Genomic DNA, 15,487 nt, shown 5'->3' with positions numbered 1-15,487 from the left:
GTCTATCTCCTGATGGCTGAAAAAAAATCGTCCATGTTCGTCTGTCCTTCCGGCGCAACCGCGCGTGGGGTACACGCGGCCGCGCTTACCGAAGGTCAGCCGAGTGCGGCTTTTGCCGTCTCTACCACGTGCTCGACGGTGAAGCCGAAATGCTTGAACAGCACGCCAGCCGGGGCCGATTCTCCGAACGTGTCGATGCCGACCACGCCGCCTTCCAGACCCACGTACTTGCGCCAGAAATCCGTGACACCGGCTTCGATCGCGACGCGGCGCACGCCGTGCGGCAGCACGCGCTCGCGGTATTCGGCGTCCTGCTTGTCGAACACGGTGGTCGACGGCATCGACACGACACGTGCCGCGATGCCTTCGCGAGCCAGCGGCTCGACCGCGTTCAACGCCAGTTCGATTTCCGAACCGGTGGCGATCAGAATGATCTTGCGCGCGACAATCTCGTCATTCCAGTCGCGCAGCACGTAACCGCCCTTCTCGATGTTGGCGATCTGCGCGTCCGTGCGCGCCGAGAACGGCAGGTTCTGACGGCTGAAGATCAGGCACGACGGGCCATGATGCTCGACCGCATGGGTCCAGGCCACCGCCGTTTCGACCGTATCGGCCGGGCGCCACACTTGCAGATTCGGGATCAGACGCAGGCTCGCGACGTGTTCGATCGACTGGTGAGTCGGACCGTCTTCGCCCAGACCGATCGAGTCGTGCGTGAACACGAAGATCGACGGGGCCTTCATCAGCGCGGCGACGCGCAACGCGTTGCGGCTGTAGTCCGAAAACGTCAGGAACGTGCCACCGAAGGCCTTGAAGCCACCATGCAGCGCAATGCCGTTGATCGCGGCGCTCATGCCGAATTCGCGCACGCCGTAGTTGACGTAGTTGCCGGCAGCCTTGCCTTCAGCGTTAACACGCACCGGCTTGGCGGCCTTCCAGTTGGTCAGGTTCGAACCGGTCAGATCGGCGGAACCGCCGAGCAGTTCCGGCAGCACGGCCGACAAACCTTCGATAGCCTGCTGCGATGCCTTGCGCGTCGCGATGGTTTCCGCGCGCTCGTTCGCGCCGGCGATGATGGCCTTCGCCTTTTCCTTCCAGTCTGCGGGCAATTGCTTCGCGTCACGGCGCGTGAATTCAGCCGCTTCCTGCGGATACTTCGCTGCATAAGCGGCGAATGCCTTGTCCCACTCGGACTCGATGCGCGCGCCCGCTTCCTTCGCGTCCCACGCTGCATAGACTTCTTGCGGGATCACGAACGGCTCCCACTTCCAGCCAATCTTTTCACGCGTCGCCGCGATTTCCTTGTCGCCGAGCGGCGAGCCGTGCGAATCGTGGCTGCCGGCCTTGGTCGGCGCGCCTTCGCCGATCACGGTCTTGCAGCAGATCAGCGTCGGCTTGTCCGACAGCTTGGCTTGCTTGATTGCCGCGTCGACCGCGTCGACGTCGTGGCCGACCACGTTCGGAATCACGTTCCAGCCGTACGCTTCGAAGCGCTTCGGCGTGTCGTCGTGGAACCAGTTCACCACTTCGCCGTCGATCGAAATGCCGTTGTCGTCGTAGAACGCGATCAGCTTGTTCAGCTTCAGCACGCCCGCGAGCGAGCAGGCCTCGTGCGAGATGCCTTCCATCAGGCAGCCGTCGCCCACGAACACGTACGTGTGGTGGTCGACGATCTTCGCGTCAGGCTTGTTGAATTCGGTTGCAAGCAACGATTCGGCGAGCGCCATGCCGACCGCATTCGCGAGACCCTGGCCGAGCGGGCCGGTGGTCGTTTCGACGCCCGGCGTGATGCCGTATTCCGGGTGGCCCGGCGTCTTCGAATGCATCTGGCGGAAGTTCTTCAGCTCTTCGATCGGCAGATCGTAGCCGGTCAGGTGCAGCAGCGAGTACAGCAGCATCGAGCCGTGGCCGTTCGACAGAACGAAACGGTCGCGATCGGCCCACTGCGGGTTCTTCGGATTGTGACGCAGATGACGCGACCACAAGGCCACGCCGATTTCGGCCATGCCCATCGGCATGCCGGGGTGGCCGGAATTCGCTTTTTGAACAGCATCCATGGACAACGCGCGGATTGCGTTAGCCATCAGGGAGGTGGGTGCGGGAGACGGGGTCGTCATGTCGAGTCCGGAGACAGAGTCAGAAAGCGGTGCGCGCTTGAGGCCCGGATGCTCGAATGCCAGTCCACTTCGGCGCACGGTGCGGCGCCAGGAGACGCGAAACGGGCAGAGCAAACGGACAAGGCTGAAAGCGTGACATTCTAACAGAACGTTGACCCACGCCCCGCGCGGAAAGCCGCCTGCTTGTGTGGCGAGGCATGCTCGGCGGGGCCGCGCGGCGCTTCTGCCCTTTACAATTGGGCAACCTGAACCCACCGTGCTCCTGCCGGAGCCTGCCATCCGTGAGCGCTCCTCTGCTGTTCCAGCCCACCGCCGACGCAGTCTACGGATTTCCGAATGCGCGGCGGCTTGCGCGCGTCGATTCGCCCTACCAGCGTATCGAGGTATGGGACACGCCGCAGCTCGGCCGGCTGTTTACGCTCGACGGACGCCCGATGACCTCCACCGGCGACGAGTTCATCTACCACGAATGCATGGTGCATCCGGCCGCTCTGGCGCACCCTTCGCCGAAAACTGCGTTGGTGCTGGGCGGCGGCGACGGCGGTGCCGCGCGGCAATTGCTGAAGCACCCGGGCATCGAGCGGATCGTGGTGGCGGAGCTCGATGCCGAAGTCTTGCGCATGACCCGCGAGTATCTGCCCGAGGTGCACGGCGGTGCTTTCGACGATCCGCGCGTCGAACTGGTGATCGGCGACGCTGCGGATTACGTCGCGAGGGCTGTCGGGGCGGAGATGGAAGCCTCGGCCACAGCGCAGTTCGATCTCGTCGTCTTCGACCTGACGCCGCCAGACTCTCCCGCCGCGGGCCTATACACGTCGGACTTCTACATGCAGCTCAAGCGCGTCATGAGTCCGACCGCCGCGCTCTCGCTTCACCTCGGCTCTCCCTATTTTCACCCGGAGCGCATTGCCGGCCTGCTCGACGATCTGCGCGATGCGTTCAGCATCGTGCGCACGATGAGCACGTTCATCCCGCTCTACGGCTCGCTCTGGATGATGGCGACCGCCAGCGACACGCTCGATCCCGCCGCCCTCACCGCCGAAGCACTCACAGGGCAATTTGCCGCGCGTCGAATCGACTCACTGAAGCACTACGACCCGGCCCTGCATGTCGGACTGTTCTCGGCATCCCGGTCAGTGCGCGATAAACTAAGTCAATTCTTAAAGCCATCAAGCTAACGCGTGGGCAAAATGCACGGTTCGGTCGGCGCGCGCTATCGGTGTATCGATATGCAACCGCCCACCTGGCCTCGCAGCATGCATCCCGCAAACCCATAGATCCGGAGAACCCCATGACCGCCTCCCGCCCAGCCGGTGTGCCCTGGTTGACCCCTTATCTGACGGTGCGCGACGCGCGTGCCGCGACTGCGTTTTTCGAAGCGGCATTCGGCTTCGAAGAACGCGATAGCGTCCAGGACGACGGTGTCGTCATGCATGTTGAGATGACCTATCAAGGCCAGCTGATCGTGATGTTCGCGCCGGAAGGCGCGTTCGGCTCGGCGGCGAAAACACCCAAAAGCGCGGGCGCGATTGCGCCGCAATCGTTTTATGTCTATGTCGACGATGTCGACGCGGTTTACACGCGGGCGCTAGCCGCCGGCGCAAAATCGCTGAGCGAGCCACAGGATCAGTTCTGGGGCGACCGGTTTGCCCAGGTCGAAGATCTGGACGGCTACCGTTGGGCGCTCGCTCGCCACCTTTCCTGAACCAATGAGTATTTTTTTGATGCCTCGCTTCTTCGTCGGTACGCCTCTCAAGCCCGACGACATCATGCAGTTACCCGATGACGTCACGCGCCACATCCTCGTGCTGCGTTTGCAGCCCGGTGATTCGATCGTGCTTTTCAACGGCGAAGGCGGCGAATACAGCGCCGAACTCGTCGAGGTCGAACGCCGCTCAGCCAAAGTGAGAATTCACGAATTCCGCAATATTGAAGTGGAAGCGCCGTATCACCTTACCCTCGCGCAGGGCATTGCCGGCGGCGACAAGATGGACTGGCTCATCGAGAAGGCAGTCGAACTGGGGGCCTCGTGTTTTGTGCCGCTGACCACCACGCGCAGCGTCGTGCGTCTTTCCGGCGAACGCGCGCAGCGGCGGCATGTGCACTGGCAGGGCATCGTGCGCGCGTCGTGTGAACAGTGCGGGCGCAATCGCTTGCCGGAAGTGATGCCGGTACGCGAGATCGCCACGTGGCTCGGCGCGCTGCCTCGCACCCCCGAAGAAGGCGAAATGCGCATTCTGCTGTCGCCGCGCGCCAGCATCAGCTTTTCGGCACTCCCCTCAAATCCGCCGTTCGGGCGCGTGACTGTGCTGGTCGGCCCGGAAGGCGGTTTTTCGGCTGCGGAAGAAGCCGCTGCGACCGACCATGGATTTACCGCAGTCGGTCTCGGCCCGCGCGTGTTACGCACGGAAACCGCGGGCATCGCGGTGCTTTCGGCGTTGGCAGCTCGCTGGGGCGCCTGGTAACGGGGTGCGCACGCCAGCGGCCGGCTTGAGCCTGATAAGCGGAACGGCAGGCGAGCGCTACGCTACGTTAGTAAAGCTGTTCAACCTTGGAGCCAAGCCAGGCTAAATAAAACGGTGGCTTCGAAGCCAAGCCTCTGATTCAAGCGCCCAAAGCAAAGGCCCGCCAATTGGCGGGCCTTTCTCTTTCCTTTGCTGCGGTAAGCGGCGCTCAGGCAACCCGCCCGCACCAACCACCCGGCAAATTTCAGGCAAACGAGTAAAACACCCGGAACGCGACCTTGCGCTCGGCCCAGAACTCGGCCGCTTCGCGGAACACGTCGAGGAGCGTCTCGCGCCCTTCCTTGTCGAATTTTTGTGCGACCGGCAGTTGCTCGAGCACGATCACGAAGCCGGGCTGCGCGCCTGCTTTATGGACCAGATCGGTCAGGCAATCGTAGAGCGCGTCGTAGTTCTTGCCGAAATGCTTCGGAAACAGGAACGACGTAGCAATGGTCTCCAGCACTTCCTGTTTGGACTGGGCGTTCGCGCAGTACGCGTACAGAAAATGCTGGCCGAGTTGATTGGCTTCATCAGCTAGATCCTGCACGCGAAACGCGCGGATCGACTGTACGATGTTCGGTCGTACGGTCTTGAAAAGACTCATGGGCTCCTCGTTCGATGAAAGCACAGTGCTGGCTTCGCTCTGGTTATCCCGGCCCTGGTCGCCGGCGCGCATCCGCATGACGCGCTGGAACAAATTGCCGTCGCCGGCCGCGAAAAGATCCGTCGCGACTCCGGAGTCGTGCGCGTAGACGTTGTCGCTCATGCCGTTCATCCCGATGTCATTCAACAATACGATTAAAACTGGTGTAGTGGTCGTCCGAGTAGTAGCAGTTGTCGATCCGCTGTACCGGACCTCCGCAGACGATGCGACGCGCCCCGCGGTTTCGTGCGCGAGGCGTGGGAACGGTGTATTCGTGGTAATAGCCGCGCCGATGCGGCGCTAGCAACCGTTCGCGATTGCCGAATACGATGCCGTCCTTCTCATACGGGTAAGGCCCGCCCGCGGCAATCAAGTTCAATGTATTGACCGCTTCGCGTGGTAACTGCGCCGCCGCGATAGTGCCCTGTGCTTGCGTATCGGCGGGTGCCGTGTAGTCGCGCGCAAACGCGCCAGACACGGAGCCTGATAAAGCGCAGAGCGTCAAAGCACCGATCAGCACGCCTTTAATGCGCCGCCACTTGCGTGCCATGAATCAAGGTTCCCCGCTGTTAGATCACGAGTTTGACGACCATGAAAGTCGTAAGGGTATCGCTAAAACCCCACAGAATCAACGTGCGCCGGACAGGCAGAAGCTTCCAATCGCGCGGGAAAGAGCCCCGGAACGGGCTTTGACGACTTTTGACAGAATATTTAGCTTGTACAAGCTAGAATTAACTTATTGAAGCAAATGAAGCAAGCCCAAACCCCTAGGCAGCTCATTGCGCAGTCCATTCCCTGAAGTGAAAGCCTTGCGGTCCTGCAGTCTCTCGGAGGCGGAATGGTCTCATTCAGCCTCTTTTTAGGGTGGCTATCCCCTGTTCACCCGCAGGCGTGCCCGTTGCAGGCACGCCTTTTTTTTGCATGGCGCCCAGTCAGGCGGCGCCGTACTTCAGTTTCGAATCAAGAATCAGCGGGCCGCGATCACGTCGGCAACCAGCAGCGCCGTCATGTTGACGATTCGGCGAACCGTGGCCGAAGCCGTCAGCACGTGCACCGGCTTGGCCGCGCCGAGCAGCATCGGGCCAATCGCGATGTTGTTGCCCGCAGCGGTCTTCAGCAGGTTGTACGAGATGTTGGCCGCGTCGATGTTCGGCAGCACCAGCAGGTTCGCGTCACCTTCGAGCGTCGAGTCGGGCAGCACTTCGCGGCGCAGATTCGCGTCGAGCGCGAGGTCGCCGTGCATTTCGCCGTCCACTTGCAGTTCCGGCGCGCGCTCGCGCAGGATCGCCAGCGTGTCGCGCATTTTCTGCGCGGTCGGCGCATTGCTCGAGCCGAAGTTCGAATGCGACACCAGGGCGACCTTCGGTTCGATACCGAAACGGCGCACTTCTTCGGCTGCCATGATCGTGATCTCGGCCAATTGCTCCGGCGTCGGATCAACGTTCACGTGCGTATCGACCAGGAAAATCTGACGGTTCGGCAACACCAGCGCGTTCATTGCCGCGTAGACCTTCGCGCCGGCCTTCTTGCCGATCACCTGATCGATAAAGTGCAGGTGGCGATGCGTGGTGGACACCGTGCCGCAGATCATACCGTCCGCCTCGCCCTTCTCCACCATCATCGCGCCGATCAGCGTGGTGCGGCGGCGCATTTCGAGCTTCGCCATCTGCTCGGTGATGCCCTTGCGGGACATCATCTTGTGATATTCCTGCCAGAAGTCGCGGTAACGCTCGTCATGGTCGGTGTTCACGACCGTGTAGTCCTGCCCCGGGACCAGACGCAGACCGTAACGCGCGATGCGCTGCTCGATCACCGCCGGACGGCCGATCAGGATCGGCTTCGCGAGCTTTTCGTCGACGATGATCTGCATGGCGCGCAACACGCGCTCTTCTTCGCCTTCCGCGAACACGATGCGCTTCTTCTCCGGTTCGACGCCACGCGCCAGCTGGAAAATCGGCTTCATGGTCGTGCCGCTGTGATACACGAACTGCTGCAGATGCTGTTCGTACGCTTCCATGTCCTCGATCGGACGCTCGGCGACACCCGAATCCATCGCCGCCTTCGCCACCGCCGGCGCGACCTTGACGATCAGACGCGGATCAAACGGCTTCGGAATCAAATATTCCGGACCAAACGACAGGTCCTGGATACCGTACGCAGTCGCGACGATATCGCTCTGCTCCTGGCGTGCCAGTTCGGCGATCGCATTGACCGCCGCGATTTCCATTTCACGCGTCACCGTCGTCGCGCCCGTATCCAGCGCGCCGCGGAACAGGAACGGGAACACCAGCACGTTGTTCACCTGGTTCGGGTAGTCGGTGCGGCCCGTGCAAAGCACGGCGTCCGGACGCACTTCGAGCGCCAGTTCCGGCAGAATTTCCGGGGTCGGGTTGGCCAAAGCCAGAATCAGCGGCTTGTCAGCCATCTGCTTGACCATATCCTGCTTCAGCACGCCGCCGGCCGAGAGACCGAGGAAAATATCCGCGCCGCCGATCGCCTCGGCGAGCGTGCGAGCGTCGGTTTCGCGTGCGAAGCGTTCCTTGTCCGGGTCCATCAGTTCGACGCGGCCCTTGTAGACCACGCCGGCCAGGTCGGTGACGGTGATGTTTTCGAGCGGCAGGCCGATGTCGACCAGCAGATCCAGACAGGCTAGCGCTGCCGCGCCCGCGCCGGACGACACCAGCTTGACCTTCTTGATGTCCTTGCCGACCACCTTCAACCCATTGGTGATGGCCGCCGCGACGACAATCGCCGTGCCGTGCTGGTCGTCGTGGAAGACCGGAATCTTCATGCGCTTGCGGCATTCGCGTTCGACGATGAAGCAGTCCGGCGCCTTGATGTCTTCAAGATTGATACCGCCGAAGGTCGGTTCCAGCGCGCAGATCACCTCGACCAGCTTGTGCGGATCGGACTCGTTCAGCTCGATATCGAACACGTCGATACCGGCGAACTTCTTGAACAGGACGGCCTTGCCTTCCATGACCGGCTTCGAGGCGAGCGGCCCAATGTTGCCGAGACCCAGCACCGCGGTGCCGTTCGTGACGACGCCGACCAGGTTGCTGCGCGCGGTGAAACGTGCAGCATTCAGCGGGTTTTCGACGATTTCCTCACACGCGAACGCGACGCCCGGCGAGTACGCCAACGCGAGGTCGCGCTGGTTGATCATCTGCTTGGTCGGGGCGATTGCGATCTTCCCGGGAGTCGGGAACTCGTGATAATCGAGAGCGGCTTCGCGGAGTTTGCTATTGGCGGGAGTCGTCATAAGGCGGGCTTCGAAGTGCGGATTAGAATAGATGTTCGACGGCATTGTAGCCCCAATTGCCGGCTCAATTCCTTCAATACGGGTACAACTGCCGGGACTGAAACATAGCGAAAGGACGGCGACGCCTGCTTCGGGTTGACTACGAATTAAATCGGAGTTGAGCGCCGATCAAGTGTTTACCCGCGTGCACGTCCATACAATGCACACCGTTAGCGGCTTTTCATTGCACTTATCCATTCACCCACCGCCACCATGCTCTCCGAGTTTTCGCTGATCGATCGCTTCTTCGCCCGCCGCGCAACTACTGCGGCGTCCCGTGCCACCGATGGCACGCTCGGTATCGGCGACGACTGCGCCCTGCTTGCGCCGCGTCCGGGCGAAATGCTGGCGATATCGACGGACATGCTGGTAGAAGGCCGCCATTTCTTTCCCAATGTCGATCCCGAGGCGCTCGGTCATAAAGCACTCGCGGTCAACCTGTCGGATCTCGCCGCAATGGGCGCTGAGCCGCAGGCGTTCACGCTGGCGTTTTCCTTGCCAACGGCCGATGAAGCATGGCTCGCCGCCTTCAGCGAGGGCCTTTTCGCGCTGGCTGAGCGCTACGGCTGCGATCTGATCGGCGGCGATACGACAGGCGGTCCATTGAACTTGTGTATCACTGTGTTCGGCAGCGTGCGGCCACACGTTGCGCTCCGCCGTGACGCCGCGCAGCCGGGCGACGACATCTGGATCTCCGGCACGCTCGGCGACGCCCGCGCCGGTCTCGGCGTCCAACGCGGCGAGTGGTCTGCCGATGCCAGCGACGTTGCGACATTTCGTCGCGCCCTAGAACGCCCGGAGCCACGTGTCTTCCTCGGTCTCGCGTTGCGGGGCATCGCGCATGCAGCGCTCGATCTGTCGGACGGTCTCGCCGGCGACCTGATGCACATCCTGGAACGCTCGAACGTGCACGCCACGGTCGACGTCGACGCCGTGCCATGTTCGGCCGCACTGCGCCGCCTGCCGCCGGAGATCCAGCAGCGCTGCACGCTAGCCGGCGGGGACGACTACGAACTGTGCTTCACCGCGCCGGTTGCAGCACGCACCAAGGTCGAAGCAGCCGGCCGCGAGACAGCGATATCGGTCACCCGCATCGGTACAATAAGCGCTCTTCAAACGGCGGCCGACCGCCCGGCGATTGGCTGGCGCGATGCCGCCGGCACGCCTCTCACTCTGACGTTGCAAGGTTTCGACCATTTCCATGCAGACTGATCCCCCGCTGGTTCCCGCCGACGATCTCATCGGCAACCCTCAGCCCAACGCGTCCGGCCCGCGCCCGCCGCGTCCTCAACCGCGCCGCGCGACTGCGCGTTTCATGCTGTCGCATCCGCTGCACATTCTGTCGCTGGGTTTCGGCAGCGGCCTGTCGCCGATTGCGCCCGGCACGATCGGCACGCTGTTGGCATGGGCATCGTTCGCCGTCCTGAGCCGCTATCTCACCGTGATCGAGTGGGGCGTGCTGATCGTCGCCGGTTTTTTTGGCGGCATTGCGATTTGCAGCTTTACCGCGAAGAAGCTGGGCACCGACGATCCGTCGCCGGTCGTCTGGGACGAAATCATCGCGTTCTGGCTGGTGCTGCTGATGGTCACGCCGGTCACGCTGACCGGGCAACTCTGGGCGTTCATCGTGTTCCGCTTCTTCGACATGGTGAAGCCGCCGCCGATCGGCTATTTCGACCGCCGACTGAAAGGTGGCTTTGGCATCATGTTCGATGACCTGGTCGCCGCGTTTTTCACGCTGCTCGTGATTGCGCTCTGGCGCATGTCGGTTTAACCGTTGGCCGGTGCCGGTCGGCCGCAGCCCGCCGGTACCTCCGCAGCAGTTCCCCGTTTTCCGGATTGACGCCATGCCTACCGATTCCGTGGTTCACCAGCTCGCGATTCGCGTGAGCAACCGCCTGCGCGACGAGCGCCTGATGCTCGTCACCGCCGAATCCTGCACTGGCGGCATGGTGGCGACCGCGATCACCGATATTTCCGGCAGCAGCGGCTGGTTCGAGCGCGGCTTCGTTACGTATTCGAATCAGGCGAAGTCCGAAATGATCGGCGTGCCGGCCGACCTGATCGAAAAACACGGTGCGGTCAGCGAACCAGTAGCGCGCGCGATGGCCGAGGGCGCGCTGCGCAACAGTCGTGCGCAGGTGTCGCTGTCGATTACCGGCGTCGCCGGCCCGGGCGGCGGCACTGACACCAAGCCTGTCGGCATGGTGTCGTTCGGCTGGAGCAATCGGCTGCATACGTCGGTGGAAACCAAGGTTTTCAAGGGCGACCGCGAGAAGATCCGCGTGCAGGCCGCCGCGCACGCGCTGCGCGGCATGCTGGCCCTGCTCGACGAGCGCGAACATTAACTTCCCTGAGGCGCCGCCCACGATGCCTGCTTTGCACCTGGCCAAAGACGAATTGATCCGCCGCTTCGATCTGAAGCCGCATCCGGAAGGTGGATTTTTCAGCGAGACGTATCGGTCCGCGGAGTCCGTACGTCGCGATGACGGTTCGCCGCAGACGCGCTCCGCCTCCACCGCGATTTACTACCTGCTCTGTGACGCCGCACATTCGGCGTGGCATCGGATCAAGTCCGACGAGGTCTGGCATTTTTATGCCGGCGAGCCGTTGAACGTTCACGTACTCGACGAAGCGGGGTCGCTGATTACGCACAAGCTGGGCAATGCGCTGTCACATTCGAACGCCGTGTTCCAGGCGGTAGTGCCTGCGGGTCTCTGGTTTGCAGCGGAATGCGCAGACCCGGCGACGTTTGCGCTGGTGGGCTGCACGGTGGCGCCGGGTTTCGAATTCAGCGAGTTTGAGCTTGCGGATGTCGAGGCGCTAAAGGCACGGCATCCGCAGCATGCAGCGTTGATTGCGCGGCTGGGGCCGACGCCTTAACGGCAGCCGTCTTCACCCCAATCCGCCATCACCGAAACGCATTGATCCGGTCACGCGTTTCCATCGCCGCTTTCGCCGCAGCCTCAGCGAAATCGTCGTCCTTGCCGGCGTAGATAATCGCCCGCGACGAGTTGATCAGCATGCCCGTGCCGTTCGCCGTGCGACCGGCGTTAACCGTCGCCTGAACGTCGCCGCCCTGAGCGCCGATGCCCGGAATCAGCAGCGGCATATCGCCGACGATTCCACGCACCACTTCGATTTCCTTCGGGAAGGTCGCACCGACCACGAGGCCCAGTTGGCCGCTCGCGTTCCACTTGTCCGCCGCCAGTTGCGCGACGACCTGATACAGCGGACGCCCGCCCGTCTCCAGAAACTGCAGATCCGAGCCGCCCGCGTTTGAGGTCCGGCACAACACGATCACGCCCTTGCCCTCGTGCTCCAGATACGGCTCGATCGAATCGAAACCCATATACGGATTCACCGTCACCGCATCTGCCTGATAGCGCTCGAACGCCTCGCGTGCGTACTGCTCGGCGGTGCTGCCGATATCGCCGCGCTTCGCATCCAGAATCACGGGCAGGCCGGAGTGATTCGCATGAATGTGCGCGATCAGCTGCTCAAGTTGGTCTTCCGCGCGATGGGCGGCGAAGTAAGCAATCTGCGGCTTGAACGACGACGCATACGGTGCGACCGCGTCGACGATGGTGCGGCAGAAGTCGAAAATCGCCTCGGGACGCCCCGCGAGCGCGCCCGGAAATTTGCTGGGCTCGGGATCGAGGCCGACGCACAGCAGCGAGTTCGTGCGCTGCCAGGCGTCGTTGAGTGTCTGGATGAAATTGGACATGGTGAGTCTCGCGGCGAGCCGATAACGGAAGAGGCGCGTATTTTACCCGTCCTGTGCGGCAAGCCGCAGCGACGTGCCATGCCGGCGAGAGCCAAGACGTGCGCCCCGGCCCCCGTCCTCTGCTACTGCCGCCGCCGCGACCCACGCGCACCCGGCATCGCGCGCAAACCCGTGCGCTCGATGGTGAAGCGGAACGTACGCGTCAGGCGCTCACCGCGTCCCAGCATCGTCATACCGTTCTCGCACGCGCCGCCGGCCAGATTCATCGCGTTGATCGGATGATCGACCGGCTCGAAGCAGAAGAAATCTTCACCCGGTGGGGTGTACAACACGTAATAGTCGGTGTCGGCGGCGATATTCAGCGACAGGCGCCGTTTCGGCCACACCACCGCCGCCTGACCGCTCCAGCCCGTGAATGCGTGATTGACGATGGCTTCCGGCAGCGGATACGCCACGCCGAATTGCCATGCGGGTGGCGCCGGCACGTGACGCACCGGCAGCCAGTTATCGCCGGAGAGCCACAGGCCGCCGGCGGCTGCCGACAATTCGGTATCCGCGTCACGCACGAAAAACGGGTGGACGCCCAGCCCGAACGGCAGCGCCTCGCGGCCAGCGTTCTCGATTTCCAGCGTAATGGTGAGCGTGGGGCCGTCCAGCGTATAGGTTTGCGACGCGCGGAATGCATAGGGTTTGCCGTCGTGGCGATCGAGCGTCAGACGGACATTTTCGCGGTCCGATTCGGCGACCTGCCAGGCGGAGAGCCACCCGTCACCATGAATCGGAAACGGTTCGTCGGTGCGATTTTGCGGCACCTCGACCCGTCGTCCCGCTACATTGAAATGACCGCCGCCGATCCGGTTCGAATACGGCAGCAGCGGATAGCAGGCGAGTTGGTTCGGCTCGGTATCTGTTGAAACATGACGGCAACGCCGGAAGATCGGCGTGAGCGCGCCGTCGTTGCGCCAGTCGAAACGGGTGACGCCGCCGCCGAGCGTCGGCGCGACGTCGAGGCGCAAATGCGCGTTGGCAAGCGTGACGCACGCAAGCTCGCCGCCGCTCGTCTCACCGACCGCGACCGCCGACGTACTGGGACCCGGAAGCACCGGATTGGCCGCTGCGTTGAGACGCGCGCGTCGGGACTGAGAAGAAGCAGAAACAAGATTCGCAACAGTCATATCTGGCTCCATCGAGAGGCGTGGGACGTTGCCGTCATTGCTGACGGATGCTATTGGGCGATTTTTTTGCACCGGTCGCCTCTGGGTCCGAACTGCATGCTGCCGATTTGCTGCCAGTTTTGCTGGCATTGGGTTCGCGATATCAACTGCTGATTCACTTTCAAAGTCACTGCTCGACTACACTCCGCTGCTGCCTCGAAACTGAGGCCAAGTCATTCTGCGCTATACGGGCGAGCCTTGGAACACCGGCTCCGGCAAACCTCGTCGCCCGGGCGTTGCAATGAACACGCCGCCCGCACGGGAATCGCCCGCGAGCGCAGCGGCATCGAGATCGATGCGTGCGCTCGTGATGTACAACGTACCGAGTTGCGCACGCCCCGGAGGAAGTCCCCTTGGGGAGCGCCGCGAAAGAGACGCCCGTGTAGGGCCGCCGAACGCAACACAACTCGGCTGCACGGTCGGCACGCCGACGCGCTCGGTTTCCACGCCGTCGGGGCCATACCGCACCACTCGCCTGCCTCCCCATTGCGCGTTCCACACACCACCGTCGCGGTCGACGGTCGAGCCGTCGGGCACGCCGGTGGCGTCTGTCAATTTCGTGAAGACGCGGTCGTTGGCAATGCTGCCGTTCGCGCGATAGTCGCAGACGCGGATTTCACGTGTCGGCGAATCGCAGTAGTACATCGTCGCGCCATCAGGGCTGAACGCAATGCCATTCGAAATCGCCGGTGCGGGCAGCGGCAAACGCTCCAGCGACAAATCATGGTTCAGCCGATAAAACCCCCCAACCGCTTGCAACGGCGAGCCTTCATCTTTGGTACCAAACACAAAACGCCCCTGACGATCGCAGCGTCCGTCGTTCACGCGCGTGTTCAAGCCAGGTTCGACGTCGACGATACGTTGCGTTTCGCCGGTTGCCAGATCGAAGAACGCCAGATGCGTCGCCAACCCCAGCAGCAGGTAGTGCGGATCAGCGCACAGCGCGAACGTGGCAAGACGCTCCGGCATGCGCCAGAACGTGCTGCGGCCATCGCTCGGGTCATAGCGCCACAATCGCGCACCTTCGATATCGGTCCAGTAGAAGCGGCCGGTTTTCGCGCACCACGTCGCGCCTTCGCCGAGCGTGCATTTCGTGTCGAGCAGCAGCGCCGCACGAGGTGCAGGTGATCCTGCACGCACACCCTGCGCGCCCGCACTCACGCCCAGCCTCCGTCCACGACAATGTCCTGCGCGGTGATCATCCGGCTGTCGTCGGCGGCGAGGAACAGCGCCATGCGGGCGAGATCGGCGGGTTGCAATTCAGCGTCGATGCACTGGCCTTCCTTGATCGAGCGACGGCCCGCGTCATCGAGCCACAAACGCTTCTGCTTTTCCGTCATCACCCAGCCCGGCACCAGCGTATTGACGCGAATGTTGAAATGACCGAGGTCGCGCGCGAGGCCGCGCGTCAAGCCTTGCACCGCCGATTTCGACATCACGTACACCGGATAGCCACCGTTCTTCAACATCCAGCTGATCGAGCCGAGGTTGATGATCGAACCCGCATTAGCGGCTTTCATGTCCTCCATCACGGCCTGGGCCGCGAAAAACTGGTGACGGATGTTCACCGCGATGCCCGCGTCGAAAAACTCACGCGTCACGTCACCAATCGCATGGCGTTTGTCGTTCGCCGCGTTGTTCACCAGCACCTGAATCGGACCGAGCGCAGCCTTCACGTCGGCGATCGCTTTTTGCAGCGCATCGACGTCGGTCAGATCACACGGCAGGAACAGCGGCTTGTGTTTCGAATCGCCGAGTTCATCGGCGAGCGCGTCGCCCGCGGTCGCATCGATATCGAAGAACGCGACGCGTGCGCCTTGCGCCACGAAATGCTCGACGAACGATGCGCCGATTCCAGTCGCGCCACCCGTAATCAACACGGTTCGGTCGACGAGACTCGGATAGCGGGCAAACGCGTTATCCGCGAGACGGTCGTTTGCATTGGCCGGAGACGACATCGTTCGATTCCTTTTAGAGCAAT

Annotated in this window: 15 protein-coding genes; 7 read left to right on the top strand and 8 right to left on the bottom strand. The window is 62.7% G+C overall.

The window, feature by feature from the left end:
* Positions 1 to 95: 95 nt before the first annotated feature.
* A complete protein-coding gene (gene tkt, locus ACUN0E_RS22795; protein WP_445568020.1) occupies positions 96 to 2,117 on the bottom strand; it encodes a transketolase in 2,022 nt (673 codons plus the stop codon).
* Positions 2,118 to 2,398: 281 nt separating this feature from the next.
* On the opposite strand from tkt, the gene speE reads away from it, so the two are divergent.
* The 3 genes from speE to ACUN0E_RS22780 all read left to right on the top strand — a co-directional run bounded on the left by speE (position 2,399) and on the right by ACUN0E_RS22780 (position 4,582).
* A complete protein-coding gene (gene speE / locus ACUN0E_RS22790) occupies positions 2,399 to 3,295 on the top strand; it encodes a polyamine aminopropyltransferase (RefSeq protein ID WP_445570504.1) in 897 nt (298 codons plus the stop codon).
* Positions 3,296 to 3,408: 113 nt separating this feature from the next.
* Positions 3,409 to 3,822, top strand: coding sequence for a VOC family protein (locus ACUN0E_RS22785; protein WP_172160109.1), 414 nt, complete (start codon positions 3,409 to 3,411; stop codon positions 3,820 to 3,822).
* Between the two features lie 19 nt (positions 3,823 to 3,841).
* Entirely contained in the window at positions 3,842 to 4,582 is a 741-nt protein-coding gene (locus ACUN0E_RS22780) for a 16S rRNA (uracil(1498)-N(3))-methyltransferase (protein ID WP_408231348.1), read from the top strand.
* Positions 4,583 to 4,826: 244 nt separating this feature from the next.
* On the opposite strand, the gene ACUN0E_RS22775 is transcribed toward ACUN0E_RS22780, so the two are convergent.
* From ACUN0E_RS22775 to ACUN0E_RS22765, 3 genes are all read right to left on the bottom strand, one after another.
* Entirely contained in the window at positions 4,827 to 5,387 is a 561-nt protein-coding gene (locus ACUN0E_RS22775; protein WP_115783446.1) for a barstar family protein, read from the bottom strand.
* A 16-nt stretch (positions 5,388 to 5,403) separates the two neighbouring features.
* The gene (locus ACUN0E_RS22770) at positions 5,404 to 5,814 is read right to left on the bottom strand and encodes a ribonuclease (protein ID WP_408231342.1); all 411 of its coding nucleotides are present in this window, start codon (positions 5,812 to 5,814) and stop codon (positions 5,404 to 5,406) included.
* Positions 5,815 to 6,231: 417 nt separating this feature from the next.
* Complete coding sequence (locus ACUN0E_RS22765) at positions 6,232 to 8,571, bottom strand: NADP-dependent malic enzyme (protein WP_408231339.1); 2,340 nt, start codon at positions 8,569 to 8,571, stop codon at positions 6,232 to 6,234.
* 207 nt (positions 8,572 to 8,778) lie between these two features.
* Between ACUN0E_RS22765 and thiL the strand changes: the two genes are divergently transcribed.
* The 4 genes from thiL (at position 8,779) to ACUN0E_RS22745 (ending at position 11,448) form a co-directional block, all read left to right on the top strand.
* Positions 8,779 to 9,777, top strand: a complete 999-nt coding sequence (gene thiL, locus ACUN0E_RS22760; protein ID WP_445568019.1) for a thiamine-phosphate kinase — start codon at positions 8,779 to 8,781, stop codon at positions 9,775 to 9,777.
* Positions 9,767 to 10,339, top strand: a complete 573-nt coding sequence (locus tag ACUN0E_RS22755) for a phosphatidylglycerophosphatase A family protein (protein ID WP_445568018.1) — start codon at positions 9,767 to 9,769, stop codon at positions 10,337 to 10,339. The genes thiL and ACUN0E_RS22755 overlap by 11 nt, the downstream gene beginning before the upstream one ends.
* 73 nt (positions 10,340 to 10,412) lie before the next feature.
* Positions 10,413 to 10,913 (top strand): CinA family protein, encoded by a 501-nt coding sequence (locus ACUN0E_RS22750; protein WP_408231331.1) that lies wholly within the window; start codon positions 10,413 to 10,415, stop codon positions 10,911 to 10,913.
* A 22-nt stretch (positions 10,914 to 10,935) separates the two neighbouring features.
* On the top strand, positions 10,936 to 11,448 hold the full coding sequence (locus ACUN0E_RS22745) for a cupin domain-containing protein (protein ID WP_445568017.1): 513 nt from the start codon (positions 10,936 to 10,938) through the stop codon (positions 11,446 to 11,448).
* Between the two features lie 28 nt (positions 11,449 to 11,476).
* Here the strand turns inward: ACUN0E_RS22745 and pyrF are convergent, their stop codons facing one another.
* The 4 genes from pyrF to ACUN0E_RS22725 form a co-directional block, all read right to left on the bottom strand.
* Positions 11,477 to 12,292 carry an orotidine-5'-phosphate decarboxylase gene (gene pyrF / locus ACUN0E_RS22740; RefSeq protein WP_445568016.1) on the bottom strand — a complete coding sequence of 272 codons (816 nt, stop codon included), beginning with the start codon at positions 12,290 to 12,292 and terminating at the stop codon, positions 11,477 to 11,479.
* Between the two features lie 122 nt (positions 12,293 to 12,414).
* Positions 12,415 to 13,467: an aldose 1-epimerase gene (locus ACUN0E_RS22735; protein WP_445568015.1), complete on the bottom strand. Its 1,053-nt coding sequence runs from the start codon at positions 13,465 to 13,467 to the stop codon at positions 12,415 to 12,417.
* A 222-nt stretch (positions 13,468 to 13,689) separates the two neighbouring features.
* Positions 13,690 to 14,667: an SMP-30/gluconolactonase/LRE family protein gene (locus tag ACUN0E_RS22730; protein WP_445568014.1), complete on the bottom strand. Its 978-nt coding sequence runs from the start codon at positions 14,665 to 14,667 to the stop codon at positions 13,690 to 13,692.
* Positions 14,664 to 15,464 (bottom strand): SDR family NAD(P)-dependent oxidoreductase, encoded by an 801-nt coding sequence (locus ACUN0E_RS22725; RefSeq protein ID WP_445568013.1) that lies wholly within the window; start codon positions 15,462 to 15,464, stop codon positions 14,664 to 14,666. Before ACUN0E_RS22725 ends, ACUN0E_RS22730 begins: the two co-directional genes overlap by 4 nt.
* Positions 15,465 to 15,487: the final 23 nt, after the last annotated feature.

This window comes from Paraburkholderia sp. D1E, from assembly GCF_052682275.1.
The sequence above is the reverse complement of the archived record's forward strand: the minus strand, read 5'-3'. Positions and strand labels throughout refer to the sequence as shown.